Source organism: Streptomyces coeruleorubidus (assembly GCF_008705135.1).
GTDB lineage: Bacteria > Actinomycetota > Actinomycetes > Streptomycetales > Streptomycetaceae > Streptomyces > Streptomyces coeruleofuscus.
This window is the reverse complement of sequence record NZ_CP023694.1, coordinates 1,500,189-1,525,089: the sequence shown is the minus strand read 5'-3', so window position 1 is coordinate 1,525,089 and position 24,901 is coordinate 1,500,189. Positions and strand designations below refer to the sequence as shown.

Genomic DNA, 24,901 nt, shown 5'->3' with positions numbered 1-24,901 from the left:
CCGGCCTACGCTCACCTCGTGCTGCGCATCATCGACGCCCGTACCGGCGAGCCGGTCCACGCCGCTCCGGCCCGCCGGGGCCTGACCCGTGTCGAGGTGCACGCGCCCGGCTCCGACGCGACGAATCTGCGGGTGCTGCTCGTGGCGGACCTGCTCGTGCGGGCCCTGGAGATCGGCGGCACACCCGTCTGGGCCCTGCTGACCGGCGGGAGCCGACAGGCGGAGTTGCGCGCGGACGCCGCGGCCCTCGGCATCCGCCCCTTCGAGGACAGCCCCGACGTCAGCGCCGGACTCGGCGAGGCCCAGGTCGTCCATGTCGCCGCCGCGGGCGGGACGGCCCCCGACGGGGTGCGGATCGCTGTCGCGCCTGTGGAGGCGGCGGGGCCGGGAACGTCGGGCGGGGAGCGGCGGGAAGCCGGGACGGCGGACGACGTTTCGGCGGAGCCGGGCCCGCCGGCCGACAAGTCCTCGGAGCCGAGCCCACCGAGCGGCCGGCCGGCGGAGGAGGATCCGCGGGCCGACAAGTCCTCGGCGTCAGACCGGTCGAACGGTCGGCCGATGGGACCCGGCACGCTGGGCGGTGTCGACCCCACCGTCCTGCGCCTCGCTCTGCTCACCCGGCACCACAACGCTCCCGTCCGGCTGGAGGAGGCCGTCCTGGAGGAGGCCGGAGCCACCCTCGCCCGCTGGCGCGGCGCGGTCGCCCGTTGGGCCCGAAGGCCCTCGCGCCCCGTCCCCGACGAGGTGCGCGGGCGGTTGCGCGAGGCCTGGGAGGACGATCTGGACGTGCCCCGGGTGCTCGACGAACTGCGGCGGGTGGAGAACGAGCCGGAGCTGCCGGAGGGGGCCCGTTTCGAGACATACGCCTACGCCGACCGGCTGCTCGGCCTCGAACTCACCCGCGACCTGGGAGCCCCGTCATGATCGAGCGCGCCGGAGCGGGCCCGCTGCGCCGGCTGGTCGTGCTGCGGCACGCCAAGTCCGCCTGGCCCCTGGACGTCGCCGACCACGAGCGCCCGCTCGCCCCGCGCGGCCGCCGGGACGCCCCCGCGGCCGGGCAGGCCTTGGCCGAGGCCGACTGCCTGCCGGACCTCGCGCTGTGCTCCACCGCCGTACGCGCCCGCCGGACCTGGGAGCTGGCCGCCGCCGAGTGGGGCACGCCCCCGCCGGTCCGGTACGACCGGCGCCTGTACGCCGCGAGCCCCGCCGGTCTGCTGACCGTCGTGCACGAGGTGTCGGCCGAGGTGGAGACGCTCCTGCTGATCGGGCACAACCCGGGCCTTGAGGAACTGGTCCTGGCGCTCGCCGGTGACGGCCTCGACGACAGCCTGGAGCGGGTCCGGACGAAGTTCCCGACGTCGGCCATCGCCGTACTGTCCTGGTACGGCACGACCTGGCGGGCCCTCACCCCCGGCACCGCGCTGCTCACCTCCCTGACCGTGCCCCGGGGCGCGAAGAAGTAGCTCCGGGCCCCCCGCATAGGCTGGCCGGATGCAGGACGAATACCGCACGGTCGCCCGCGCAGGCGTGCACGAGACGGAGGTCAACCGCTCCCGCTTCCTGTGCTCCCTCGCCCCGGCGGCCACCGAGCAGGAGGCGCAGGACTTCATCGCCACGGTCCGCAAGGAGCACGCCGACGCCTCCCACAACTGCTGGGCCTACGTCATCGGCGCCGACGCCTCCGTCCAGAAGGCGAGCGACGACGGAGAACCCGGCGGCACCGCCGGCGTCCCCATGCTCCAGATGCTGCTGCGCCGCGACATGCGGTACGTCGTCGCCGTCGTCACCCGCTATTTCGGCGGGGTCAAGCTCGGCGCCGGCGGGCTCATCCGGGCGTACGGCGGTGCGGTCGGCGAGGCCCTGGACACCCTCGGCACCCGCACCCGCCGCCGGTTCCGGCTGGCCACGGTCACCGTCGACCACCAGCGGGCCGGCAAGCTCGAGAACGACCTGCGAACCGGCGGGCGCGAGGTGCGGGACGTGCGCTACGCGGAGGCGGTCACGATCGACATCGCGCTGCCGGACGCCGACGTGGACGCCTTCCGGGCGTGGCTCGCCGACGCGACCGCCGGAACGGCCGGCTTCGAACCGGGCGGGGAGGCGTACGGCGACGCCTGACGCGCGGTCAGCCACCTGCGCGGTGCCCGGGAGCCGGCCCGTCGGGCGTCACCGGCGGTGGAGTGGGACGGCGGCCCGCAGCGCGCAACCGAGGCCGTTGCGCGGCATACGTACGGACATTTCCGCTGAATTGACGCCCCATGGGGTGGGGCATCCCGAGGTTCGTGATGGACCAGGTGCCCGCACGGGTTAGCGTGGTGGGTGCTGACAGCGAGCCGTGCCGGCTCGTGCGGGTCGTGGAGCGGTAGCAGGGGGAGAGATGCAGGTCGGAGCGGTGTCGTGAGACTGCTGCACACGTCCGACTGGCACCTGGGCCGGTCGTTCCACCGGGTGAACATGCTCGGCGCCCAGGCCGAGTTCATCGGTCACCTCGTCACGACCGTCCGGGAGCGGGCCGTGGACGCGGTGCTCGTGTCGGGGGACGTCTACGACCGGGCCGTGCCGCCGCTCGCCGCGGTGGAGCTGTTCGACGACGCCCTGCACCGCCTCGCCGACCTCGGCGTGCCGACGGTGATGATCTCCGGCAACCACGACTCGGCCCGCCGTCTGGGCGTCGGCGCGGGCCTCATCGGGCGGGCCGGCATCCATCTGCGGACCGAGCCGTCGGCGGCCGGCACCCCCGTCGTGCTGGCCGACGCCCACGGGGACGTCGCCTTCTACGGGCTGCCCTACCTCGAACCGGCCCTGGTGAAGGACGAGTTCGGTGTGGAGAAGGCCGGACACGAGGCCGTGCTCGCCGCCGCCATGGACCGGGTCCGCGCCGACCTCGCCGCGCGAGCGCCAGGCACGCGCTCCGTCGTCCTCGCGCACGCCTTCGTCACCGGCGGTGAACCCAGCGACAGCGAACGGGACATCACCGTCGGCGGCGTGGCCGCGGTGCCCGCCGGCGTCTTCGACGGCGTCGACTACGTGGCGCTCGGGCATCTGCACGGCTGCCAGACCCTCACCGACCGCGTCCGCTACTCCGGCTCCCCGCTGCCCTACTCCTTCTCCGAGGCCGCCCACCGCAAAAGCATGTGGCTCGTCGACCTGGCCGCCGACGGCACCGTCGACGCCGAACGCGTCGACTGCCCGGTGCCGCGCGCCCTGGCCCGGATCCGGGGCACGCTGGAGGAACTGCTCGCCGACCCGGAGCTGACGCGGCACGAGGAGGCCTGGGTCGAGGCGACGCTCACCGACCCGGTTCGCCCGGCCGACCCCATGGCCCGGCTCACCGAGCGCTTCCCGCACACCCTCAGCCTTGTGTTCGACCCCGACCGGGCCGAGGACGACCCCGAGGTGTCGTACGCCCGGCGCCTCGCCGGCCGCAGCGACCAGCAGATCGCGGAGGACTTCGTCGCCCACGTGCGCGGCGCCGGACCCGACGCGCACGAACAGGGCGTGCTGCGGGACGCGTTCGACGCGGTGCGGGCCGACGAGACCGTACGGGAGGTCGCCCGGTGAGGCTCCACCGGCTGACGGTCACCGCCTTCGGACCCTTCGGAGGCACCCAGACTGTCGACTTCGACGAGCTGTCGGCGGCCGGGCTGTTCCTGCTGCACGGACCCACCGGCGCGGGCAAGACATCCGTCCTCGACGCCGTGTGCTACGCCCTGTACGGCTCGGTGCCCGGCGCCCGGCAGGGCGGCGGACAGGGCACGGCCCTGCGCAGCGACCACGCCGCGCAGGCGACCCGCACGGAGGTCACCCTCGACCTCACCGTGGCCGGCCGCCGCCTGGAGATCACCCGGCAGCCGCCCTGGGAACGCCCCAAGAAACGCGGCACCGGCACGACCCTCGACAAGGCGCAGACCTGGCTCCGCGAGTACGACAGCACGGCCGGGACCTGGAAGGACCTCAGCCGCTCCCACCAGGAGATCGGCGAGGAGATCACCCAGCTGCTCGGTATGAGCCGGGAGCAGTTCTGCCAGGTCGTGCTGTTGCCGCAGGGCGACTTCGCGCGGTTCCTGCGCGCCGACGCCGAGGCCCGTGGCAAGCTGCTGGGCCGCCTGTTCGACACCCGCCGCTTCGCCGACGTCGAGAAGCGCCTCGCCGAGCGCCGCCGCGCCACCGAGGCCCAGGTCCGGGAGGGGGACGCCGCGCTGCTGGCCGACGCCCACCGCATGCAGCAGGCCGCGGGCGACGCCATGCGCCTGCCGGACCTGGCACCCGGCGAACCGGGACTCGCCGAGGCCGTGCTGGGCGCCGCCGCCGTCGCCCGCAGCACCGCCCGCGAACAGCTCACCGTCGCCGGGTGCGGGCTCGCCGCCGCCGAGTCCGCGCAGGCCGCTACCGCCCGCGCCCTCGACGACGTACGCGAACTCGCCCGGCTCCAGCGGCGGTTCGCGGAAGCACGGGAACGGGCGGCACTCCTGGAGGAGCGGACGGAGGCGTACCGGGAGGCACAGAAGCGCATGGAGCGAGCCCGCAAGGCCGAGGCGGTCGCACCCGCCCTCGACCTGAGGGAGAGCGCCGACGCCGAACACCGCCGGGCGGCCGCCGCCGAGGCACGCGCGCGTGCCCTGCTGCCCGAGACCTTCGCCGACGCGGGCGCGGCCGGGCTCGCGGCCGCCGCCCGCCGGGCCGCCGAGGAACTGGGCGGACTGGACTCGGCCCGCCGCGCCGAGCGGCGGCTGGCCGAACTCCTCGACGAACGCGCCGGCCTGGACCGCCAGGAACGCGCCGACGCCGACGTCCTTCAGGAGGCGGAGGCCTGGCTCGACGGCTGGGAGGAGACACGCACCGCCCTCCAGGCCGGCGTCGACTCCGCGCAGCAGGCCGCCTCCCTCGCCGAACAGCTCGCCGTACGGCGCGAGCCCGCGCGGCAGCGGCTGAAGGCGGCCCGGCTGCGCGACCAGCTCGCCGAGGACACGAACAAGGCGGTCGAGCAGGTCCGCACCGCGCAGGAGGAGGCGCTGCACGCCAAGCAGCACTGGCTCGACCTCAAGGAACAGCGCCTGACCGGCATCGCCGCCGAACTGGCCGCGAACCTCACCGACGGCGAGCCCTGCGCCGTCTGCGGCGCCACCGAACACCCCGCGCCCGCCCGCAAGGTCGCAGGGCACGTCGACCGCGAGGCCGAGGAACACGCCCTGGCCGCCTACCAGCGCGCCGACGAACAGCGCGCCGAGAACGAGCGGAACCTCGGCGTCGTACGCGAGGCGCTGGCCGCCGCCACCGCCGAAGCCGGTGACACACCTACCGAACAACTCGCCCGCGAGGTCGAGGAGTTGGAGGAACAGTACGCGCAGGCCCGCCGGGGCGCCGCCGAGCTGCACGCCGCGCAGGAGCGGCTGCGGCAGGCCGGGCACGAGCAGGAGCGGCGCGTCGCCGCCCGGCAGGAGGCCGCCGTGCGCAGTGCCGCCCGGGTCGGCCACCGGGAGCGGCTGGAGAGCGAACGCGCCGCCCTGGAGGAGGAGCTGGACCGGGCGAGGGGCGCCCTGGACAGCGTCGCCGCCCGGGCCGCCCAACTGGAGCGCCGGACCGCGCTGCTCACGGACGCCGCCGACGCCGCCCGCGCCGCCGAGGACACCGCCCAGCGGCTCAAGGACGCCGACGCCCGGCTCGCGGACGCCGCCTTCCGCGCCGGCTTCGACACCCCCCGGGACGCGGCCGCCGCCCTCCTCGACGACGCCGCCCACCGCGAGCTGCAACGCCGCCTGGACGCCTGGCAGAACGAGGAGGCCGCCGTGCGGGCCGTCCTCGCCGAGGTCGACACCGCGGCCGCCGCCCGGCAGCAGCCCGCCGACCTCGCGTCGGCGCAGCTCGCCGCCGACACCGCCGCCCGCCGGCTGCGCGACGCCGCCTCCGCCCACGACGCCGCCGCCCGGCGCTGCGCCGAGCTCGACCGGCTCTCCGCCCGGGCGACCGCCTCCGTCCGCCGGCTGGCGCCGCTGCGCGAGGAGTACGACCGGGTCGCCCGCATGGCCGGCCTCACCGCCGGCACCTCGGCGGACAACGAACGCCGGATGCGCCTGGAGTCGTACGTGCTCGCGGCCCGCCTCGAACAGGTCGCCGCCGCCGCGACCGTACGGCTGCGGCGCATGTCGTCCGGCCGGTACACCCTCGTCCACTCCGACGACCGCACCGGACGCGGCCGCAGCGGACTCGGACTGCACGTCGTCGACGCCTGGACCGGCCGCGAGCGGGACACGGCGACGCTGTCGGGCGGCGAGACGTTCTTCGCCTCGCTCGCCCTCGCCCTCGGCCTCGCGGACGTCGTCACGGACGAGGCGGGCGGGGTGCGGCTGGACACCCTCTTCATCGACGAGGGCTTCGGCAGCCTCGACGACCAGACCCTCGACGAGGTCCTCGACGTCCTCGACTCCCTGCGCGAACGCGACCGCAGCGTCGGCATCGTCAGCCACGTGCCCGACCTGCGGCGGCGGATCCACGCCCAGCTGGAGGTCGTCAAGGGCAGGTCCGGGTCGGTGCTGCGGCAGCGTGGCGTGGGCTGAGGTCAGCGGCCGAGAGGGCGCCGGGGCAGGGGCGAGGAGTACACGACGCTCGTGGTCACCGAGCCCAGCGCCCCGATCCGCCCGGACACCTCCTCCAGGTGGCGCATCGAGCGGGCCGTGACCTTGATGACGAAGCAGTCGTCGCCGGTGACGTGGTGTGCCTCCAGGATCTCTGGCGTGGCGGCGACGAGGTCGTGGAAGGGCTTGTAGTTCCCGGTGGGGTACCGCAGACGCACGAACGCCAGGATCGGCAGTCCCAGCCTCTCCGGATCGACCACCGCCGCGTAGCCCTGGATGACTCCGGCCTCCTCCATCCGGCGCACCCGTTCGGTGACCGCGCTCGCGGACATGGAGACGGCACGGGCCAGCTCGGTGAAACTCGCCCGGCCCTCCCGCTGGAGGACGTCGAGGATGCGCCAGTCGGTGGCGTCCGGGGAATACGCGGTCATCACCGAGGAATAGCAGCGGAATCCCCGGTGCATCAAGCGAAATGCCGGGGATCGTCGCTTCAGGGCGCGGATCAGCGGCCGTAGCTTTTCGGCATGACCGCCATCACCGTGAACCCCGTCCTGCGCGTGGCCCCCGCCGCCCCGGCCGAGGCCGCCGCCCACTTCCGCGCCGGTCTCGCCTTCCACACCGACGTGTCCGACGTCGCCGCCGCGCTCGCGGCCGGCGGCGACCCCGGCTTCGTCGTCGTCGACTCCCGCTCCACCGAGGCCTGGGACCAGGGCCACATCCCCGGCGCCGTCCACCTGCCGACCGCGCTCGTCCGCGAGCAGGCCGCGCACCTCCTCGACAGGTCGGTGCCGGTCGTGACGTACTGCTGGGGCCCCGGCTGCAACGGCGCCGCCCGTGCCGCCCTGGCCCTCGCCGAACTCGGCTACCCCGTCAAGGAGATGCTCGGCGGCTTCGAGTACTGGGTGCGCGAGGGCCTGGAGTTCGAGACCTGGCAGGGCCGTGAACGCCGGGCCCCGGATCCCCTGACGGCACCCGCGGACGCCGGTGACTGCGGCTGCTGACCCCCGAAGTTTTGAAGGGAGTTGACCATGTAGGTTCTTGCGCCATGGTGCGATACGCGGAGCCGGGCGTCGTGGAATGGGTGGAGTCGGGCGGCGGGCCGCTGATAGCGGTGCCGGAGACGGTTCTGCCGTTCTGGGCGGGTGCCGACGGCGAGGAGGCGGCGTCCGACTATGACCGGGCCTGCGAGGTGGACGGGCACGTCGGGCTCCTGCCGGTCGGCGACTGCACGGCGCTGGTTCTGGGTGACGAGCCTGCCTCGACGGCCTATCTGTCCGACCACGGGATGTTCGTCCGGTGGTGCGCGGGCAACTCCGAGGACGAGTTGCTGGCGAGCGTGCCGTTGGCCGTCGATACGGCGGAGTGGGAGCCGGACGTGCACTGGGACGTGCCGGGGGCCGTGCTGCTTTTCGATGCGGCGTGGCCTGGGGCGGATCCTTCGGGGAGCGAGGGGGTTCGGGTGGTTCTGGAGCGGGGGCGCTACGCGGTTCGGGCGGCTCGGGTTCAGCCCGGGCCTGAAACGTGGTTGGGCTTGGTCCAGTTGCGGTTGCTTGCGCCCAGATGACCGTGGGGCTGTCGACCGGTCGGCGTGTGCGGGTTTCTTGTGGCTGGTCGCGCAGTTCCCCGCGCCCCTGGGGGGCGATATTCGCGTGCGTCGGTTCAAAGGCCCGGCCACGATGATCGTATGCCTCGACTTCCTCAGCCCAGTCCCGAAGAACTGCGCCGTGAGCCCCTGCCCCTGCGGGGGCGTACTGCCCTGGTGACCGGGGCCAGTCGGCGTGGGGGTATCGGGCATGCCGTGGCCCGGCGGCTTGCCGCCTATGGCGCCAGTGTCTATCTGCATCACCATGTGCCGCACGATGCCGGTCAGCCCTGGGGCGCCGACCGTCCCGAGGACGTCGTCGCGTCCGTGCGCGAGGCGCTCGGGGATGCCGAAGCCCGGGTCGTCGACGGACCCGGTGATCTGGGCGATCCGGCCGTGCCCGGTGAACTCGTCGGCAGGGCCGCCGAGGCGCTCGGCGGGCGTCTGGACATCCTCGTCGCCAACCACGCGCAGAGCGGGTTCGACGGCTCCCTGGACGAGATCGACACGGCGATGCTCGACAGGCACTGGGCGGTCGACACCCGCTCCGTAATCCTGCTGATCCAGGCCTATGCGCGGCTGCGTTCGGCACTGCCGCCGCGCAGTCCGGGCGGACGCGTGATGATGATGACCTCCGGCCAGGACATCGCGGGTGGTATGCCCTGGGAGCTGGCCTACGCCCTCCAGAAGGGTGCCCTCGCCTCCGTCACCCGCTCCCTGGCGACGGCGCTCGCCGACCACGCGGTCACCGTGAACACCGTCAACCCGGGACCAGTCGACACGGACTACATGACCGGCGAGGACTACGAGGCCGTCGCGGAGCGCTTCCCCGCCGGGCGGTGGGGCATGCCCGACGACCCGGCCCGCCTCATCGCGTGGCTCGCCACGGACGAGGCGGAGTGGGTCACCGGACAGGTCATCGACTCCGAGGGCGGCTTCCGCCGCTGACGTCCCTGGAGGCCGACTTCCCTTAGAGCCGGGACAGTTCGTCCACCAGGTCGTCCAGGCCCAGCGAGCCCTGCGAGAGGGCCGCCATGTGCCAGGCCTTCGGGTCGAAGGTGTCGCCGCGCCGGGCGCGGGCCTTCTCGCGGCCCAGGAGCCAGGCCCGTTCGCCGAGCTTGTAGCCGATGGCCTGGCCCGGCATGGACAGGTAGCGGGTCAGTTCGCTCTCCACGAAGTCCGCGGGCCGGCTGCTGTGCGAGCCGAAGAACTCCTGCGCCAGCTCGGGCGTCCAGCGCTCGCCCGGGTGGAAGGGGGAGTCGTCCGGGATCGTCAGCTCCAGGTGCATGCCGATGTCGATGATGACCCGTACGGCACGCATCATCTGCGCGTCCAGGTAACCGAGCCGGCGCTCCGGGTCCGTCAGGAAGCCCAGTTCGTCCATCAGGCGCTCGGCGTACAGGGCCCAGCCCTCGGCGTTGGCGCTGACCATGCCGACACTCGCCTGGTAGCGGGAGAGGTTCTCCGCCACGTGCTTCCACTGGGCGAGCTGGAGGTGGTGGCCGGGCACGCCCTCGTGGTACCAGGTCGACACCAGGTCGTAGACGGGGAAGCTCGTCTCGCCCATGGTCGGCAGCCAGGTGCAGCCCGGGCGCGTGAAGTCGTCCGACGGCGGCGTGTAGTAGGGGGCCGCGGCGCTGCCCGGAGGGGCGATGCGCGACTCCACCCGGCGCACCCGCTCGGCCAGGTCGAAGTGGGTGCCGTCGAGCGCGTCGATCGCCTCGTCCATGAGCGACTGCAACCAGTCGCGGACCTCGTCGACGCCCTCGATGTGCGCGCCGTGCTCGTCCAGGTGCGCCAGCGCCACCCACGGCGTGGCGGCACCGGGCAGGATCTTCTCGGCCTCCGCCTTCATCTCGCCGAGGAGGCGGTGGTACTCGGACCAGCCGTACGCGTACGCCTCGTCCAGGTCGAGGTCCGTGCCGTTGTAGTACCGCACCCAGCGCGCGTACCGCTCCCGGCCGACCACGTCCGGCGCGCCCTCGACCGCCGGTGCGTACACGTCCCTCATCCAGTCGCGCAGCCGCACGACCGCGTCGGTGGCCGAGCGGGCCGCCGTGTCCAGCTCGGACCGCAGCGCCTCGGGTCCGGCGGCCGCGTAGGTCTCGAACCAGCCGCGGCCCTCGCCGTCGGCGTCCGCCCACTCGCCGAGCTGCTCCACGAACGTGGCGGTGGCACGCGGCCCGCCGTACAGCTTCCGCTCCAGGCCGAGCGCCAGGGACTCCCGGTACCCCTCCAGCGCGGCCGGGACCGCGCGCAGCCGCTCGGCGATCGCCGCCCAGTCCTCGTCCGACTGCGCCGGCGTCACGGTGAACACCTGCCGCACCGCATGGGCGATGGAGCTCAGGTTGCTGACGGAACGCAGACTCTCCTCGGCCTCGTGCACGCCGAGTTCGGCGTTGAGCCGTTCACGCAGCAGCCGTCCGCACCGGCGCTCGATGTCACTGTCCGCGCCGGGCAGCCGCTCCGCCTCGTCCAGCCGGGCCAGCGTCCGGCGCGCCAGCTCCGCGAACGCCTCCTGGCCCGCGGGCGAGGTGTCGGGCAGCCTGCTCGAACTCTCCTTGACGCCGAGGAACGTGCCGGTGATCGGGTCGAGGGCGACGAGCTCGTCGACGTACGCGTCGGCGACCTCACGGGGCAGCGGGCTCTTGATCTCAGACATGCGGTCCATCCTGGTACGACGTGCGGCCCACGTCATGTGGATTGAGCCGAGGGCGAAGGCGGCAGCAGCGGCCCGCACTCCCACTGCTGGAAGATCAGTCGGGTCTCCACACGCGCCACCTCACGCCGCGAGGTGAACTCGTCCAGCACGAGCCGCTGGAGGTCGGCCATGTCGGCGACCGCGACATGGACGAGGTAGTCGTCCGGCCCGGTCAGGTGGAACACCGTCCGCGACTCCGGCAGGGCGCGGATCCGCTCCACGAACGGCCCCACCAGCTCCCGCCGGTGCGGCCTGACCTGCACCGACAGCAGGGCCTGAAGCCCTCGCCCCAGCTTGGCCGGATCCAGCTCCAGCCGGTGCCCGAGGATCACGCCCGAGCGGCGCAGCCGGGTCACCCGGTCCAGACACGTCGACGGCGCCACCCCGACCTGCGCGGCGAGATCCCGGTACGTCGTCCGGGCGTCGTTCTGCAACAGCCGCAGCAGGTGAAGATCCACCGGGTCCAGTACGACAGATTCGGCCATCGGCCGAACGTAGCACGGTGTTCCCACCTCCGGGCCCGGTCGGTGTTCACCCTTCCGTCATGGACACAGCGAGCATGGGCGCCCACGCCGACGTACGCACCGCACCGAGAGCACTCGCCACCGAGGCCGTCCACGCCGGGCGGGACGACCTCGCCCGGCAGGGGCTGCACGCCCCGCCGATCGACCTGTCCACCACCTACCCGTCGTACGACAGCCGTGGCGAAGCGGCCCGTATCGACGCGTTCGCGGCCACCGGGACGGAGCCGGACGGCCCGCCGGTGTACGGGCGGCTGGGCAACCCGACCGTCGCGCGCTTCGAGACCGCGCTGGCCCGGCTGGAGGGCACCGAGGCGGCGGTCGCGTTCGCCAGCGGCATGGCCGCCCTGAGCGCCGTCCTGCTCGTACGCGCCTCCATGGGGCTGCGGCACGTGGTGGCCGTACGTCCCCTCTACGGGTGCAGCGACCATCTGCTGACCGCCGGGCTGCTGGGCTCGGAGGTGACCTGGACCGACCCGGCCGGAATCGCCGAGGCGCTGCGTCCGGACACCGGCCTGGTGATCGTGGAGTCCCCGGCCAACCCGACGCTCGCCGAGGTCGACCTCCGGGCCGTCGCACACGCCTGCGGCTCGGTGCCGCTGCTCGTGGACAACACCTTCGCCACGCCGGTGCTCCAGCGCCCTGCCGAACAGGGCGCACGGCTGGTGCTGCACAGCGCCACCAAGTACCTCGGCGGCCACGGCGACGTGCTGGCGGGCGTCCTGGCCTGCGACGAGGAGTTCGCCGGCCGGCTGCGGCAGGTCCGCTTCGCGACGGGCGGCGTCCTTCACCCGCTGGCCGGCTATCTGCTGCTGCGCGGCCTGTCCACTCTCCCCGTCCGGGTACGGGCCGCCTCCGCCAACGCCGCCGAACTCGCCCGCCGCCTCGCCGCCGACCCGCGCGTAGCCCACGTGCACTACCCGCGCATCGGCGGCGCGATGGTCTCCTTCGAGATACACGGCGACCCCCACGAGGTCATCGCCGGCGTCCGCCTGATCACCCCGGCGGTGAGCCTCGGCAGCGTGGACACCCTCATCCAGCACCCGGCCTCCATCAGCCACCGCATCGTGGACGCGGACGATCGCAGGGGTGCCGGGGTGAGCGACCGTCTGCTGCGCATGTCGGTGGGCTTGGAGGACGTGGAGGACCTCTGGTCAGATCTCGACCAGGCGCTGAAGCGTCCCGACAGGGGCGCGGGGAACTGCGCGACAAGCCGCAACGAACCCGCACCCGCCGTCTGATCGCGGCCCCTACGGCGCTGAGGTGCTCCCCACCTCACCCGCACCCGTCGAAACAGATTCACCCAGCCGCGCGGTGATGACCAGGGTCCCCTCCTCGACCTGATAGTCGAGGGGGAGGCCCAGCCCCCGCATCGCCGCGACCATCCCCGTGTTGGATGCCTGCGTCACGGCATACACACTCCTGCAACCACCTTCCGCGGCCATCGCGACCAGCCGGCCCAGCAACTCCCCGCCGACGCCCCGCCGCTGCCACGCGTCCTCGACGAGCACCGCGACTTCCGTCTCGTCCCCGTCCCACAGCAGATGCCCGAGCCCGACCAGCCGCCCGGAGGCCGTCTGCACGGCGAGGGTACGGCCGAAGCGCGGACTGAGCAGGTGGTTGAGATAGCGGTCGGCGTCACGGACCGGCCCGTGATAGCGCAGCCTCAGCGTGCGCTCCGAGCACCGCTCGTGCATCGCCCTGGCCGCCTCCAGATCACGGGTGTCGGCCCGGCGCACGGTGATGTCGCTGCCCTCGGCCAGGGTGAGCACGTCCCGGCCGTGCGGGACGCGCGGCCCGAGCCGGGCGTCCAGTTCCACCAGGGCCCTGGCCCGGGCGAACTCGGTCGGTGTGAAGGGCAGGTACGGCCGCTCCACGGTGATGACTCCGCCTTCCGGGGCGCGCAGGCGCATCACCGTGTCGTCGAGGGCTCCCTCCACCGGGACACCGTCGGACGCCCGGCCGCCGCCGGCCGGGGAGGGCTGGGAACGGATCGTGCACCGGCCCAGCAACTGGCGCAGTGCGAGGGGCAGCTCAGCGGCGTCCAGGGCGGTCCGGGCGGCGAGTCCCAGGACCCGGGTCGGCGCGTCCACCAGGTCGTGGGCGTCGGCCCGCTCGATCCAGGTGTCGGTGCCGCCCGCCGTCCGGACCGCCGTGGCGATGCCGGAGGCCGGCAGCTCGCCCGGGGCACGCAGCAGGAACTCGTCCACCGTGCCCTCGGCCAGCGGATGGGTCTGGAGGCTGAGGATGTCGACCCGGTGCTCGGCGAGGGCCGTGCACAGGGCCGCCAGCGATCCCGGCTCGTCCTTGACCGTGGTCCGCATCCGCCACAGCGTGCTCGCCTCAGGCGTGTTCGCCCCCGGCACCGGTTCCGGTGCCGGGGACTCGGTATCACCCGTCGGCGGCGCGTGTTCGTGGCGTCGTGTTCGCCAGGTGTTGAAGGCCGCCGTGACCCGCTGCCAGGAGGTGGCGGAGCGGCAGTCGTTCTTCAGTTCGGTCACTTCGGTCACTTTTCGCGTCATGCACCCACTGTGACGGAACGGTGTTGCGTGATCGCGAACGCTTTGTGACCGGCGGGTAAAGGGGGCAGTTTGCCCCCCTTGTCGACGCTTCAAACGTTGCGCTCCGTACTACTGGCCGACCATGCCCGGCTGGAGCACCTTCGTGAACAGCACGGTGCCGTCCTGCTCGCGCAGACGCACCGTCAGCTCACCGCTGCCGCCGTCGATGTCCACCTCGCCGAAGAACTGGTAGCCCCCGGCGGGGGAGACGTTGGCGGTCGTCGGTGCCTTCAGGAACACACGGTCGGGACCGAAGGTGCCGTCGAGCGTGTTCGCCGGGAAGGCGCCGGCGTTCAGCGGGCCCGACACGAACTCCCAGAACGGCTCGAAGTCGGTGAACGCGGCCCGCGACGGCTGGTAGTGCTGCGCCGAGGTGTAGTGGACGTCGGCCGTGAGCCACACCGTGCCGGTGATCCGGCGGTGCTTGATGAAACGCAGCAGCTCGGCGATCTGGAGCTCACGGCCCAGCGGTGCCCCGGGGTCGCCCTGGGCGACGGCCTCGATGTTCGGTTTGCCGTCGCCGGTGTCCGGGACGACCAGGCCGATCGGCATGTCGGAGGCGATCACCTTCCACACCGCGCGGGAGCGGGCCAGCTCGCGCTTGAGCCACTCCAGCTGCTCGCGGCCGAGGATGCCCTGCGGGTCGGTGGGCTGGTCGTCCGGCGAGTTGGCGTTGCGGTAGGTGCGCATGTCCAGGACGAAGACGTCCAGCAGCGGGCCGTGGTGCTGCACGCGGTAGACGCGGCCGTCGGGGCGGCGCAGCGTGGAGATCGGGAAGTACTCCGAGAAGGCGCGGCGGGCGCGGGCGGCCAGCACGTCGACGCTCTTCTCGGTGTACCGGGTGTCGCCGAGGATCTCGCCCGGGTACCAGTTGTTGGTGACCTCGTGGTCGTCCCACTGGATGATGGAGGGGACCCGGGCGTTGAAGGCGCGCAGGTTCTCGTCCAGCAGGTTGTAGCGGAAGTTGCCGCGGAACTCGGCCAGGGTCTCGGCGACCTTCGCCTTCTCCTCGGTGGTGATGTTCCGCCAGGTGCGCCCGTCGGGCAGGGCCACGGTCTCGGTGAGGGGGCCGTCGGCGTAGATGTTGTCGCCGCTGCAGATGAAGAAGTCCGGGTCCAGGGCGGCCATCGCCTCGTAGATCCGGTAGCCGCCGAGCTCCGGGTTGATGCCCCAGCCCTGACCGGCCAGGTCGCCTGACCAGACGAACCGCACGCCGTCACGCCGTTTGTCGGACGCCGTGCGGAAGGTGCCGGTGACCGGCTCGCCGGTGCGGCGCGGGTCGTCCGGGTCGGCGAGCAGCACCCGGTAGTGGATCTGCTCGCCGGACGGCAGGCCGTGCAGCCGGGTCGTGCCGGTGAAGTCGGTGCCCGGGCCGAGCAGCGGGCCGTGCCATCTGCGCGGGTTGCGGAACGACTCGGTCGCCGACGTCTCGACGATCATCCGGGCGGGCCGGTCGGAGCGCACCCACACCAGCCCGGAGTCGCGGGTCACGTCTCCCGCCTGCACGCCCCACCCCGCCTTCGGACGCCCCGACCGCGCGAAGGCCGGCGTCGCGCCGAGAGCGGTGGGCAGGGTGAGGGCCGCCGACGCGGCGAGGGAGCCACGCAGGACGCTACGGCGCGCGGGGAACGGACGGTGTGACATGGATGCGCCTCCAGGGACGGGATCCGGCCAGTGTGCACAGCCACAACTACTGGCACGCCGCAGCGCACACACGAACCCCAAGTGAACAACTGACCGCGGCAGGAGAGGAACCGGAGGGAACCCGCGAGCTCCGCCGGAGTCACCCCGTGGCCGCCTCCGCCATCAGACGTATGCCTTCGTGGATGCGGGCGGGCGGTACGTGCGCGTAGCCCAGGACGAGCTGGGTCCGCTTCGGTCCGTCCGTCTCCTCCCGCGCGGGACGCGGGTGTGTGTAGGCCGACAGGGGGCGTACCGCCACCCCGGCCGCCGTCACGCGGGTGAGGAAACGCTCCTCGGGGCCGTAGCGCTCCGGCAGGGTGGCGATCATGTGCAGGCCGGCGGCGATGCCCGAGACCCGGGAGCCGGGGAAGTGCTCGTCGAGGGCGGTGGTCAGGGCGTCACGGCGATCGCGGTAGGCGCGCTGGCAGCGGCGCAGCTGGCGGTCGTAGTCGCCGCGCTCCAGGAAGCGGGAGAACAGCGCCTGGTCGAGGGCCGGGTGACCGAGGTCCAAAGTGCGCTTGCGTTCGACGATCTCCTCCGCCCAGGACTCGGGCACCAGCAGCCAGCCCAGCCGCAGGCCCGGCGCGAGGGACTTGCTGACCGAGCCCGTGTAGGCGACGTGGTCCGGGGCGAGGCCCTGGAGCGCGCCGACTGGAGCGCGGTCGTAGCGGAAGTCGCCGTCGTAGTCGTCCTCCAGGATGATGCCGTCCACGGACCGCGCCCAGTCCAGCAGTTCGGCGCGACGGCGGGGCGAGTAGGCGATGCCGGTGGGGAACTGGTGGGCCGGCGTCGTCACCACGGTCCGCACGCCCGACGCCCGCAGCGGCTCCAGGGCGATCCCTTCGCCGTCCACGGGCAGCGGCACGGCGGTGACCCCGGCCGAGGTGTACAGCGCGTCGTGCTGGGGGCTGCCCGGGTCCTCCACACCCACGGTCCGCACCCCTCGCGCGCGCAGCGCGAAACCCAGCAGCGTCGTCGCCTGGGCCACCCCGGAGACCACCACGATCCGCTCCGGGTCGGCCACCACACCCCGCCTCCGGGTGAGCAGTTCGGCCAGCGCGGTACGCAGCCTCGGCAACCCGCGCGGGTCGGGATAGCCCAGCTCCTGGTGCGGCATCTCCGCCAGCACACCGCGCTGCGCGGCGGCCCACGCCGAGCGCGGGAACAGCGACAGGTCCGGCGTCCCGGGCACGAAGTCCGCCCGGGCCCCGGGGGAGCGCGGAGCGAGGTCGTGCGCCCGCTGCCGGGCGGCCGTTACGGCCGAGCCCACCCACGTCCCCGCGCCCCGGCCGCTGCGCAGGTAGCCCTCCGCCGTCAGTTGCTCGTACGCCTCCGTGATCAGCCCGCGCGACACCCCCAGATCCGCCGCGAGGTCCCGGCTCGACGGCAGGCGCGTGCCGGGTGCGAGCCGGCCCGAGCGGACCGCCTCGCGCAGCGCCGCCTGGAGGGAACGGCCACGCGTGCGTGCCGGTGCCGAAGCGGCCGGGAGCAGCAGCTCCCAGGCGGGCGACGCGGGCTCGTTGCGGTCCATGCGGTCAGTCTGCCGGATTCGCGGGCGCGCCTTCCGCCCATCGCCGTGCATGGGGCGGCCGTCGGCCGACGGCGCCCGAGCGCGCGTCGGCGTGCGGCCGGCCACGGGCGCGCCCCCGGCGTGCGCTGCGGTTCCCCGATCGGGTCAGTTGCCGGGCCGGAGGACAGGGCAGCCTCCGCCCGTGATCACTGTGCTGAACGTCCACGAACGTGAGCTGCCCGCGGCACCGGCAGCCGTCGGCGCCCTGATCGATTCCCTCGGCACATGCAACGACCGGCTGTGGCCGCCCGGCTGGCCGCCGGTGCGCTTCGACGGGCCGCTGGCCGTCGGCGCGTCGGGCGGTCACGGTTTCGTGCGGTACGAGGTGAGTCACTACGTCCCGGGGGAGTGGGTGCGGTTCCGCTTCACCGGCCCGCCCGGATTTCGGGGCTTCCACGAGGTCAGCGTCCAGCGCCTCGGCGTGGAGCGCACCCTCCTGCGCAACACCCTGGTGCTGCGCCCCGGGGGCGTGCGCTGGTTCGGCTGGCTGCTGTACTTCCGCCCCCTGTACGACGCGGCGCTCCGGCAGAGCCTGGACTGCGCCGAGCGCGCAGTGACCGGGACGGTCGCGCGCCCGGCCGACTGGGGCTGGTACGTACGGCTGTTGCGCGCCGCGACCGCACGGGTGGCGCCCGAGCCGGCCGAGTGACGACGGCCGGCCGGGCTCCCCGGTCCCTCAGCGGCTGCCGTCGAGGACGACCCGGGCGACCAGGGCCGGGTCGTCGTTCATCGGGACGTGGCCGCAGCCGGGCAGCCGTACCAGCCGGGCGCGGGGGATGACGCTCTTGGCGCGCACGCCCTGGCGGGGGATCAGCAACCGGTCCCGGTTGCCCCACGCCACGGTGACCGGTGTGCCCACGATGTCGTCGGTGAACTGCACGGACCTGCCGGAGCGGAGAGTCTCGGAGAACCCCTGGGCCCGGGCCAGGGCGAGCGTCTCGGCGACCACGGCCTCGGGCGAACGGCGGCCCGGGCGGGCGTAGATGGTGCTCGTCAGCAGTGTGCGGCCGATCGCCGGGCGGGCCAGCCGTTCGACGACGGGCAGCGGCATCCGCTGGGCTATCTGCCGCATCGTCATCAGCACCGTGAACGCGTAGCGGCGCTCGAGGTCGTTCCAGAACCCCGCGGGGGACAGGGCGGTGACGGAGCGGACGAGCTGCGCCCGGGCCAGGTCCAGGGCCAGCAGGCCGCCCAGCGAGTTGCCCGCCACGTGCGGCCGTTCGATCTCCAGCGCCTCGCAGAGCGCGGCGAGCACGGTGTTCATGGTCGGCAGGTCGTGCGCCATGCCGTCCGGCAGCGCCGGCGACTCGCCGCACCCCGGCAGGTCCACGGCGATCACGTCCCGCTCGGCCGCCAGCGCGGGTATCACCGGGTCCCACACCTGCCGGTGGTGACCGATGCCGTGCAGCAGGAGCAGCGGTTCACCGCTGCCCTGACGCGTGTAGGACAGGGTCACGTTCTGTTCGCCCTGTGCGGAGGCGACTTTGAAGGAGACGGTGACGGACATGCGGTGCTCCTCGGCTGTACTCGCTGACGGACGCCGTAGACAGCTTGTCAGCAATTGCTACCGGCGGGTAGCCCCACGGTGGCGCCGGCTTCACGGCCGTGGCTGTCCGGGAGGAGCGATTCCGCCTGGACAGGGCCGGACCGGTGGGCTGGGATGGAACCCGTGACCACCGAGACCGCGACCGACGTCTTCGAAGCGCACCGCCCCGTCCTGCTGGGCGTCGCCTACCGCATGCTGGGCCGCGTCGCCGACGCGGAGGACGTGGTCCAGGATGCCTGGCTGCGCTGGTCGGGCGGCGACCGCGGCGACGTGCGCGAACCGCGCGGCTACCTCGTACGGATCACCACCCGCCTCGCCATCGACCGGCTGCGCCAGATCAAGGCCCGCGGGGAGACGTACGTGGGCCCGTGGCTGCCCGAGCCGTACGTCACCGACTTCGGCGACACCGTGCCGGACACCGCCGAGCGGGCCGTGCTCGCGGACTCCGTCTCGTTCGCCCTCCTCGTCGTGCTGGAGTCCCTGTCACCGCTGGAGCGGGCGGTGTTCGTGCTGCGCGAGGCCTTCGGCTTCCCGTTCGCCGACATCGCCGCCATGCTCGACCGCGGCGAACCGGCCGTGCGCCAGCTGGCCGGGCGGGCGCGCAAGCACGTCGAGGAGCGGCGGCCGCGCTACGAGGTCGACCCCGCCCAGCGGCGCGACCTCACCGAGCGGTTCCTCGCCGCCGCCGCGGACGGCGACCTCGAAGGGCTGATGGAACTGCTCGCCCCGGACGTCCGCCTCGTCGGCGACAGTGGCGGAAAAGCGCGGGCACCGCTGCGGGTCCTGGAGACCGCGGACAAGGTGGGCCGGTTCCTCGTCGGCGCCGCGCGGAAGGGCGGACCCGGCCTCACCCCGCGTTTCCTGGAACTCAACGGCGGCCCGGCCTTGCTGTTCCTGTCCGGCGGCAAGCCCGACTCCGTCTTCCAGCTCGATGTCGCCGACGGCCGCGTCCAGGCGGTCTACATCGTCCGCAACCCCGACAAGCTGCGCTCACTGGCCGCCCTCTAGGCGGCGCCGCACGACCGGACGGCACCGCAGGACCACCGCCGCTTCCTCGCATGAACGTCCCGTGAACGTTCCCGGCCATTGGTATTGACCAAGCATCAGGGCCGCCCTATGGTCGCAGAGAAGTGAAACAACCTTTAAAAAACAAGGGCGCTAAAAAGCCGCCGACCACGGCGATTGCGGAGGACAGGGTGGGGACCACGCAGTTGGAATCGGTGCCGGAACCGAAGTACTGGCATCTCAAGACCGTGCTCAGCCAAGCGCTCGACTCGGAGTTCTCCGTGGGGGAGATCCTGCCCAACGAGCGCGATCTCGCGGCCCGCTTCGGCGTCGCCCGCGCCACGCTCCGCCAGGCCCTGGAGCAGCTCGAACTGGAGGGCAGGCTCCAACGCCGCCGCGGTGTCGGCACAACCGTCGCGCCGCCCCGCATGGGCGTCTCCCTGGGCACCGGCCCGCACACCTGGCCGGGTGGCCCCGACGACGCCTGGCAGCCCGTCGACTGCACGGCGGCGGTGCCGCCCGCGGCGGTCGCCGAGGCGCTGGAGACCGGTCCGGAGGAGTCCGTGCACATCGTGCGGCGCTCCCGGGTCTCGCAGGGCCGGCCCGTCGCCGCCGAGCTGCTCTACGTCCCGCAGTCCTCGGTGCCCGAGCTCTCCGGCATCGACGCGCCGTCGGGAGCGGCACGCGCGCGTGCGGTGCTGCGCGAGCTCCAGCGGCTGGACCTGGAGCGGCAGGAGAACGCGGTGGAGCTCGGCTCCGCCGGGGCCGATGACGCGAAGGAACTGGACCGGCTGCCGGGGGCGCCCGTGCTCGTGGTGACGACCCGGTTCGTCGCCGCCGGACGCACGGGTGCGTTGTCCGTCGCGACGTATCGCGCTGACACGTGTCGGTTGACCTTCGGTGATGCCGGGGGCGTGGAGATTCACGCCGGGCCGCAGCGGCAGGCGTCCTGACCTCGCGTCCAGCCGAGTGCGGTACGTGGGGGACTGCCGGTGCTTTGTGGCTGGTCGCGCAGTTCCCCGCGCCCCTTCAGGGGCGTCACCGGTGGGGCATTGTCGGGGTCTCCACCGTGAACAGCTGCTCCTCCACGTGGTCCAGGGCGAGACGCAAGGCGCCTGTCGCCACTGCCGCGTCTCCCAGGCGGGACAGCGTCACCTGCGGGGGACGCAGGCAGTAGCGGGCCAGTTCCCGGCGGAGGGGAGCCAGGACGCCGTCAAGGCCCGCTGCCCAGCCGCCGATGACGACCAGTTCCGGGTCGAGGGCGAGGACCAGGGCCGCCACGTCGTGGACCAGGCGCTGGAGGAAGCGGTCGACTGCCGCGCGGGCCCGCTGGTCGCCCTCGCGGGCCTGTGCGAAGACTTCGGCGACGGCCTGTTCGTCGAGCGGGTGCAGCGGTTCGTCCGTGGTGGACAGCAGCGTCTCAGGCGTCACCTCCCGGCCGAGCAGATGCAGCGCGCCGATCTCCCCGGCCGCCCCGCCGTAGCCCCGGTGCAGCCGCCCCCCGATCAGCGACCCGGCGCCCGGGCTGAGCCCCGCCAGTACGAACACCACGTCGTCCGACTCGGTGGCCGCACCCTTCCAGTGCTCGGCGACGGCCGCCGCGTTGGCGTCGTTCTCGACCAGGACCGGGCACTTGAACGACCGGCTCAGCCGCTCGCCCAGCCGCAGCCCCGTCCACCCGGGCAGCGCGGTGCTGAGCCGAACCGTGCCGTCCGCCTCGACGATCCCGGGCGTGGCCACGCCCACGGCCCGCAGCGAGCCGCGTGCGACACCGGCCCGGCGCAGCAGCTCCGCGACGGCCCCGCGCAGCCGCTCCAGCCGCTCGTCGGCCCCCGCCGTCTCGGGCACGTCCCTGGCCTGGGAGCCGATCACCCGGCCGTCCAGGTCGGCCAGCAGTGCGGCCACCCGGTGCGCGCCGATCTCCAGCCCCAGCAGATGCCCGGCCTCCGCCCGGAACCGGAACCGCCGCGCCGGCCGCCCCTGCTTGCGGGCGGCACCCTCCTCGGCCGCCTTCTCGACGACGAGACCGGCCTCGATGAGCCCTTCGACGACGCCCTCGACGGTCGGCCGGGACAGCCCCGTCACCCGGGTGATCTCGGTCAGCGTCGCGCAGTCCGTGGCACGCAGCGCGTGCAGCACCACCGCGGAGTTGATCCTTCGCAGCAGCGAGGGGTCCCCGCCGGTCAGCCGCCCCACCGTCCGTCCTCCCAGCTCGTGCGCGTGTTGGCCGGATCGTACTCGGCGCGGCGGACCCCGGCGAGGGGCAGGCACCGGCCCCCGCCGATCAGCCCGGTGCCACGAACCCCGACTCGTACGCCGCGATCACCGCCTGCGTGCGGTCCCTTGCCCCCAGCTTCGCCAGTACGGCGCTCACGTGCGACTTCACCGTCTCGGTGCCCACGACCAGCCGGGCGGCGATCTCCGCGTTGGACAGGCCCCGTGCCATCAGCCGCAGCACCTCGCCCTCCCGCTCGGTCAGCTGGGCCCGCTCCATCGCCGCCCGCGCGGCCCGGTTCCCGCCGTCGTCGCCGTACTCGGCGGCCAGTTGCCGTACCGAGGCCGGGAACAGCAGCGACTCGCCCTCGGCGATCAGCCGCACCGCGTGCACGATCTCGGCCGGCCGGGCCCGCTTCAGCAGGAACCCGTCGGCGCCCGCCCGCAGCGCCTCGTACACGTACTCGTCGTTCTCGAACGTCGTCACCACGAGGATCCTCGGCGGCTCGTCGACCGTCCGCAGCAGCGCCCGGGTGGCCTCGATCCCGTCCAGCAGCGGCATCCGTACGTCCATGGCGACGACGTCGGGCCGCAGCCGCCGCACGAGCGGGATCACCGACGCCCCGTCCGCGGCCTCCCCGACCACCTCGATGTCGGGCTGGGCCTCCAGCACGGCCCGCAGACCCGCGCGCACCAGGGGTTCGTCGTCGACGAGGAGAACGGTGACCGGCATCGGACCAGCGTAGATCAACTCAACGGCAGCTCGACATGGACCTGCCAGTCACCTTCGTCGGGGCCGGTCCGCGCCAGCCCGCCGAGCAGCGCGGCGCGCTCGCGTATGCCGCGCAGACCGCTGCCGCGCCCGGGCCCGGATATCGGCTCGGTGAGCGGGTTGCGTATCGCGAGGACGAGCGTGTCGGCGGCGACACGCACACGGACCCGTACGGGAACGGCCCCGGCGTGCCGCAGCACATTGGTCAGCGCCTCCTGGAGGATCCGGTAACCCTCCCGGGACACCGGCCCGGGCACCGTGTCCACCGGGCCGGTCACCTCGGCGTCGACCTTCGCCCCGGAGGCGCGCGCGGACTCCAGCAGGCGGTCGGCGTCCGCCAGGGTCGGCCGGCTGCTCACGGGTTTCTCCGACTCGCGCAGGACACCGAGCACCCGCTCCAAGTCCTCCAGGGCGGCCCGGCCGGTGTCCTCGATGGCGCTCAGCGCCCGGTCGGTGAAGGCGGGATCACCGGCCGCCCGCGCGGCCCCCGCCTGCACGACGGCGACCGTGAGCGCGTGGCCGATGGAGTCGTGCAACTCGCGGGCGATACGGGTGCGTTCCAGGAGCTGTTCGGTGCGCTCCTCCAGCGCCGCGAGACGCTCCGCGGGTGACGGGCCGAGCAGGCGCAGGGCGATGCGGGTGATGAGGTGCCCCGAACCGACGACGACCGCGGCCCCCAGGATCAGGGGCAGGGGCGCGAACAGGGCGTGCCACGCGTGCCCGCCTTCGACGGGAAGCCAGGCGCCGCCGGCACGTTCGTCACTGACCGCCGTCGACACCAGGTCCACCGCGAGGAAGAGGAGCTGGGCGCAGAGATGCGACACCAGGGCGCCGAGGAACAGCCGCGCCCCCAGCCATACCACCACCCGGCCGCGGTCGCTCCAGGTGGCCGAGGGGGTAACCATGATCTCCGGGGGCTCGCCGCCGTCCCTGTGGCCGGTCAGCAGCAGCCGGGCCTGGAACCCCTCCACGACCCGCGTGGCGGGGACGAGGCCCGCCAGCCCGAGCAGCACGGTCGCCGTACCCACGGTCCACCACGCCTCGTCGATGAACAGCCACAGGGACGGCCACACGATGGCCATGGACAGATGCAGCCACCGCGTGTACGTCACCGCCCGCGTCAACGGGCGCAGCATGCGGACCATTGCGCCATCGTGCCAGCCGCCACTGACAACGAGCCTCCCCCGCACGGGGGAGACGATCTCCACCGCCGGGGGAGGCCCGAACCCCGGACCATCGGCCACGCTGCTGCCATGACCAGCATCGAAGTCCAGGACCTCACCAAGGAGTACGGCGGCAAACGGGCCGTGGACGGCCTCACCTTCCGCGTCCTGCCCGGCCGCGTCACCGGCTTCCTCGGCCCCAACGGCGCCGGGAAGTCCACCACCATGCGGCTGGTGCTCGGCCTCGACCGGCCGACCGCCGGTACCGCCACCCTCGGCGGCCGCGCCTACCCGACGCTGCGCGAACCCCTGCGCCAGGTGGGCGCCCTGCTCGACGCGCAGGCCGCGCACGGCTCCCGCACCGCCCGCGACCACCTCCGCGTCCTGGCGGCCAGCAACCGCATCCCGGACCGGCGGGTCGACGAGGTGCTGGAGGAAACCGGCCTGGCGTCGGTGGCCCGGCGCCGCGTGCGGACGTACTCCCTGGGCATGCGCCAGCGCCTCGGCATCGCCGCCGCCCTGCTGGGCGATCCCGAGGTGGTCATGCTGGACGAGCCGTCCAACGGTCTCGACCCCGAAGGCATCGTGTGGATCCGGCAGTTGCTGCGCCGGCTCGCGGGGGAGGGCCGCACGGTCCTGGTCTCCAGCCATCTGATGAACGAGACCGCGTCCTTCGCGGACCACCTCGTCGTCCTCGGCCGGGGCCGGCTGCTGGCCGACACCCCGATGCGGGACTTCATCGACGCGCGCGTACAGCCCAGCGTACGTATCCGCACATCCGACCCCGCCGCCCTCCGCAGCGCTCTCGCCCGGCACGGTCACGACGCCGTGGAACACGTGGACGGGCACTGGACCGTGCACCACGCGCGCGTGGACGACATCGGCCGCGTCGCCTCCGCCGCGGGTGTGCCGGTCCTCGAACTCGCGGCCGAGGAGGGCACGTTGGAACAGGCCTATTTCGACCTCACGTCGGCCGAAGCCGAGTTCACCACGCAGCCCCAGGAGGCCTGA

The 24,901-nt window shown here is 73.6% G+C and carries 23 protein-coding genes; 13 read left to right on the top strand and 10 right to left on the bottom strand.

Annotation, left to right across the window (positions count from 1 at the left end):
- Positions 1 to 18: 18 nt before the first annotated feature.
- The 5 genes from CP976_RS43615 (at position 19) to CP976_RS06910 (ending at position 6,554) form a co-directional block, all read left to right on the top strand.
- Positions 19 to 924, top strand: coding sequence for a hypothetical protein (locus tag CP976_RS43615; RefSeq protein ID WP_229876059.1), 906 nt, complete (start codon positions 19 to 21; stop codon positions 922 to 924).
- Positions 921 to 1,463, top strand: a complete 543-nt coding sequence (locus CP976_RS06925) for a SixA phosphatase family protein (protein ID WP_150479531.1) — start codon at positions 921 to 923, stop codon at positions 1,461 to 1,463. Before CP976_RS43615 ends, CP976_RS06925 begins: the two co-directional genes overlap by 4 nt.
- A 28-nt stretch (positions 1,464 to 1,491) precedes the next feature.
- Positions 1,492 to 2,118 (top strand): YigZ family protein, encoded by a 627-nt coding sequence (locus CP976_RS06920; RefSeq protein WP_150479530.1) that lies wholly within the window; start codon positions 1,492 to 1,494, stop codon positions 2,116 to 2,118.
- Between the two features lie 279 nt (positions 2,119 to 2,397).
- The gene (locus CP976_RS06915; protein WP_150479529.1) at positions 2,398 to 3,561 is read left to right on the top strand and encodes an exonuclease SbcCD subunit D; all 1,164 of its coding nucleotides are present in this window, start codon (positions 2,398 to 2,400) and stop codon (positions 3,559 to 3,561) included.
- Positions 3,558 to 6,554 (top strand): AAA family ATPase, encoded by a 2,997-nt coding sequence (locus CP976_RS06910; protein WP_150479528.1) that lies wholly within the window; start codon positions 3,558 to 3,560, stop codon positions 6,552 to 6,554. Before CP976_RS06915 ends, CP976_RS06910 begins: the two co-directional genes overlap by 4 nt.
- Before the next feature lie 2 nt (positions 6,555 to 6,556).
- Here CP976_RS06910 and CP976_RS06905 read toward each other — a convergent pair whose 3' ends face one another.
- A complete protein-coding gene (locus CP976_RS06905; protein ID WP_150479527.1) occupies positions 6,557 to 7,003 on the bottom strand; it encodes an Lrp/AsnC family transcriptional regulator in 447 nt (148 codons plus the stop codon).
- A 93-nt stretch (positions 7,004 to 7,096) separates the two neighbouring features.
- On the opposite strand from CP976_RS06905, the gene CP976_RS06900 reads away from it, so the two are divergent.
- From CP976_RS06900 to CP976_RS06890, 3 genes are all read left to right on the top strand, one after another.
- Entirely contained in the window at positions 7,097 to 7,573 is a 477-nt protein-coding gene (locus CP976_RS06900) for a rhodanese-like domain-containing protein (RefSeq protein ID WP_150479526.1), read from the top strand.
- Between the two features lie 44 nt (positions 7,574 to 7,617).
- Positions 7,618 to 8,136 (top strand): immunity 21 family protein, encoded by a 519-nt coding sequence (locus CP976_RS06895; protein ID WP_150479525.1) that lies wholly within the window; start codon positions 7,618 to 7,620, stop codon positions 8,134 to 8,136.
- A gap of 120 nt (positions 8,137 to 8,256) precedes the next feature.
- The gene (locus CP976_RS06890; protein ID WP_150479524.1) at positions 8,257 to 9,102 is read left to right on the top strand and encodes an SDR family oxidoreductase; all 846 of its coding nucleotides are present in this window, start codon (positions 8,257 to 8,259) and stop codon (positions 9,100 to 9,102) included.
- A 22-nt stretch (positions 9,103 to 9,124) separates the two neighbouring features.
- Here CP976_RS06890 and CP976_RS06885 read toward each other — a convergent pair whose 3' ends face one another.
- Positions 9,125 to 10,816, bottom strand: a complete 1,692-nt coding sequence (locus tag CP976_RS06885) for a DUF885 domain-containing protein (protein ID WP_150479523.1) — start codon at positions 10,814 to 10,816, stop codon at positions 9,125 to 9,127.
- 32 nt (positions 10,817 to 10,848) lie between these two features.
- Positions 10,849 to 11,340 carry an Lrp/AsnC family transcriptional regulator gene (locus CP976_RS06880; RefSeq protein WP_150479522.1) on the bottom strand — a complete coding sequence of 164 codons (492 nt, stop codon included), beginning with the start codon at positions 11,338 to 11,340 and terminating at the stop codon, positions 10,849 to 10,851.
- Between the two features lie 59 nt (positions 11,341 to 11,399).
- Here CP976_RS06880 and CP976_RS06875 point away from each other — a divergent pair, with 59 nt between their 5' ends.
- Positions 11,400 to 12,617 carry a trans-sulfuration enzyme family protein gene (locus tag CP976_RS06875; protein ID WP_150479521.1) on the top strand — a complete coding sequence of 406 codons (1,218 nt, stop codon included), beginning with the start codon at positions 11,400 to 11,402 and terminating at the stop codon, positions 12,615 to 12,617.
- 9 nt (positions 12,618 to 12,626) lie between these two features.
- Here CP976_RS06875 and CP976_RS06870 read toward each other — a convergent pair whose 3' ends face one another.
- From CP976_RS06870 to pdxR, 3 genes are all read right to left on the bottom strand, one after another.
- Positions 12,627 to 13,898 (bottom strand): GNAT family N-acetyltransferase, encoded by a 1,272-nt coding sequence (locus tag CP976_RS06870; protein WP_150479520.1) that lies wholly within the window; start codon positions 13,896 to 13,898, stop codon positions 12,627 to 12,629.
- A 108-nt stretch (positions 13,899 to 14,006) separates the two neighbouring features.
- Positions 14,007 to 15,581, bottom strand: a complete 1,575-nt coding sequence (locus CP976_RS06865) for an alkaline phosphatase D family protein (protein ID WP_150479519.1) — start codon at positions 15,579 to 15,581, stop codon at positions 14,007 to 14,009.
- A gap of 139 nt (positions 15,582 to 15,720) precedes the next feature.
- On the bottom strand, positions 15,721 to 17,151 hold the full coding sequence (gene pdxR, locus CP976_RS06860) for a MocR-like pyridoxine biosynthesis transcription factor PdxR (RefSeq protein ID WP_150479518.1): 1,431 nt from the start codon (positions 17,149 to 17,151) through the stop codon (positions 15,721 to 15,723).
- A 181-nt stretch (positions 17,152 to 17,332) separates the two neighbouring features.
- Here pdxR and CP976_RS06855 point away from each other — a divergent pair, with 181 nt between their 5' ends.
- On the top strand, positions 17,333 to 17,839 hold the full coding sequence (locus CP976_RS06855; RefSeq protein WP_308430053.1) for an SRPBCC family protein: 507 nt from the start codon (positions 17,333 to 17,335) through the stop codon (positions 17,837 to 17,839).
- 27 nt (positions 17,840 to 17,866) lie between these two features.
- Here CP976_RS06855 and CP976_RS06850 read toward each other — a convergent pair whose 3' ends face one another.
- A complete protein-coding gene (locus tag CP976_RS06850; RefSeq protein WP_150479517.1) occupies positions 17,867 to 18,697 on the bottom strand; it encodes an alpha/beta fold hydrolase in 831 nt (276 codons plus the stop codon).
- 162 nt (positions 18,698 to 18,859) lie between these two features.
- On the opposite strand from CP976_RS06850, the gene sigJ reads away from it, so the two are divergent.
- Entirely contained in the window at positions 18,860 to 19,744 is an 885-nt protein-coding gene (gene sigJ, locus CP976_RS06845) for an RNA polymerase sigma factor SigJ (RefSeq protein ID WP_150479516.1), read from the top strand.
- A 188-nt stretch (positions 19,745 to 19,932) separates the two neighbouring features.
- On the top strand, positions 19,933 to 20,694 hold the full coding sequence (locus CP976_RS06840; RefSeq protein WP_150479515.1) for a GntR family transcriptional regulator: 762 nt from the start codon (positions 19,933 to 19,935) through the stop codon (positions 20,692 to 20,694).
- Between the two features lie 85 nt (positions 20,695 to 20,779).
- Here CP976_RS06840 and CP976_RS06835 read toward each other — a convergent pair whose 3' ends face one another.
- From CP976_RS06835 to CP976_RS06825, 3 genes are all read right to left on the bottom strand, one after another.
- Entirely contained in the window at positions 20,780 to 21,937 is a 1,158-nt protein-coding gene (locus CP976_RS06835) for an ROK family transcriptional regulator (protein ID WP_150479514.1), read from the bottom strand.
- A gap of 88 nt (positions 21,938 to 22,025) precedes the next feature.
- Positions 22,026 to 22,688 (bottom strand): response regulator transcription factor, encoded by a 663-nt coding sequence (locus CP976_RS06830; protein ID WP_086848043.1) that lies wholly within the window; start codon positions 22,686 to 22,688, stop codon positions 22,026 to 22,028.
- Between the two features lie 14 nt (positions 22,689 to 22,702).
- On the bottom strand, positions 22,703 to 23,872 hold the full coding sequence (locus CP976_RS06825) for a sensor histidine kinase (protein WP_150479513.1): 1,170 nt from the start codon (positions 23,870 to 23,872) through the stop codon (positions 22,703 to 22,705).
- Between the two features lie 108 nt (positions 23,873 to 23,980).
- Between CP976_RS06825 and CP976_RS06820 the strand changes: the two genes are divergently transcribed.
- Positions 23,981 to 24,901, top strand: coding sequence for an ABC transporter ATP-binding protein (locus CP976_RS06820; protein ID WP_150479512.1), 921 nt, complete (start codon positions 23,981 to 23,983; stop codon positions 24,899 to 24,901).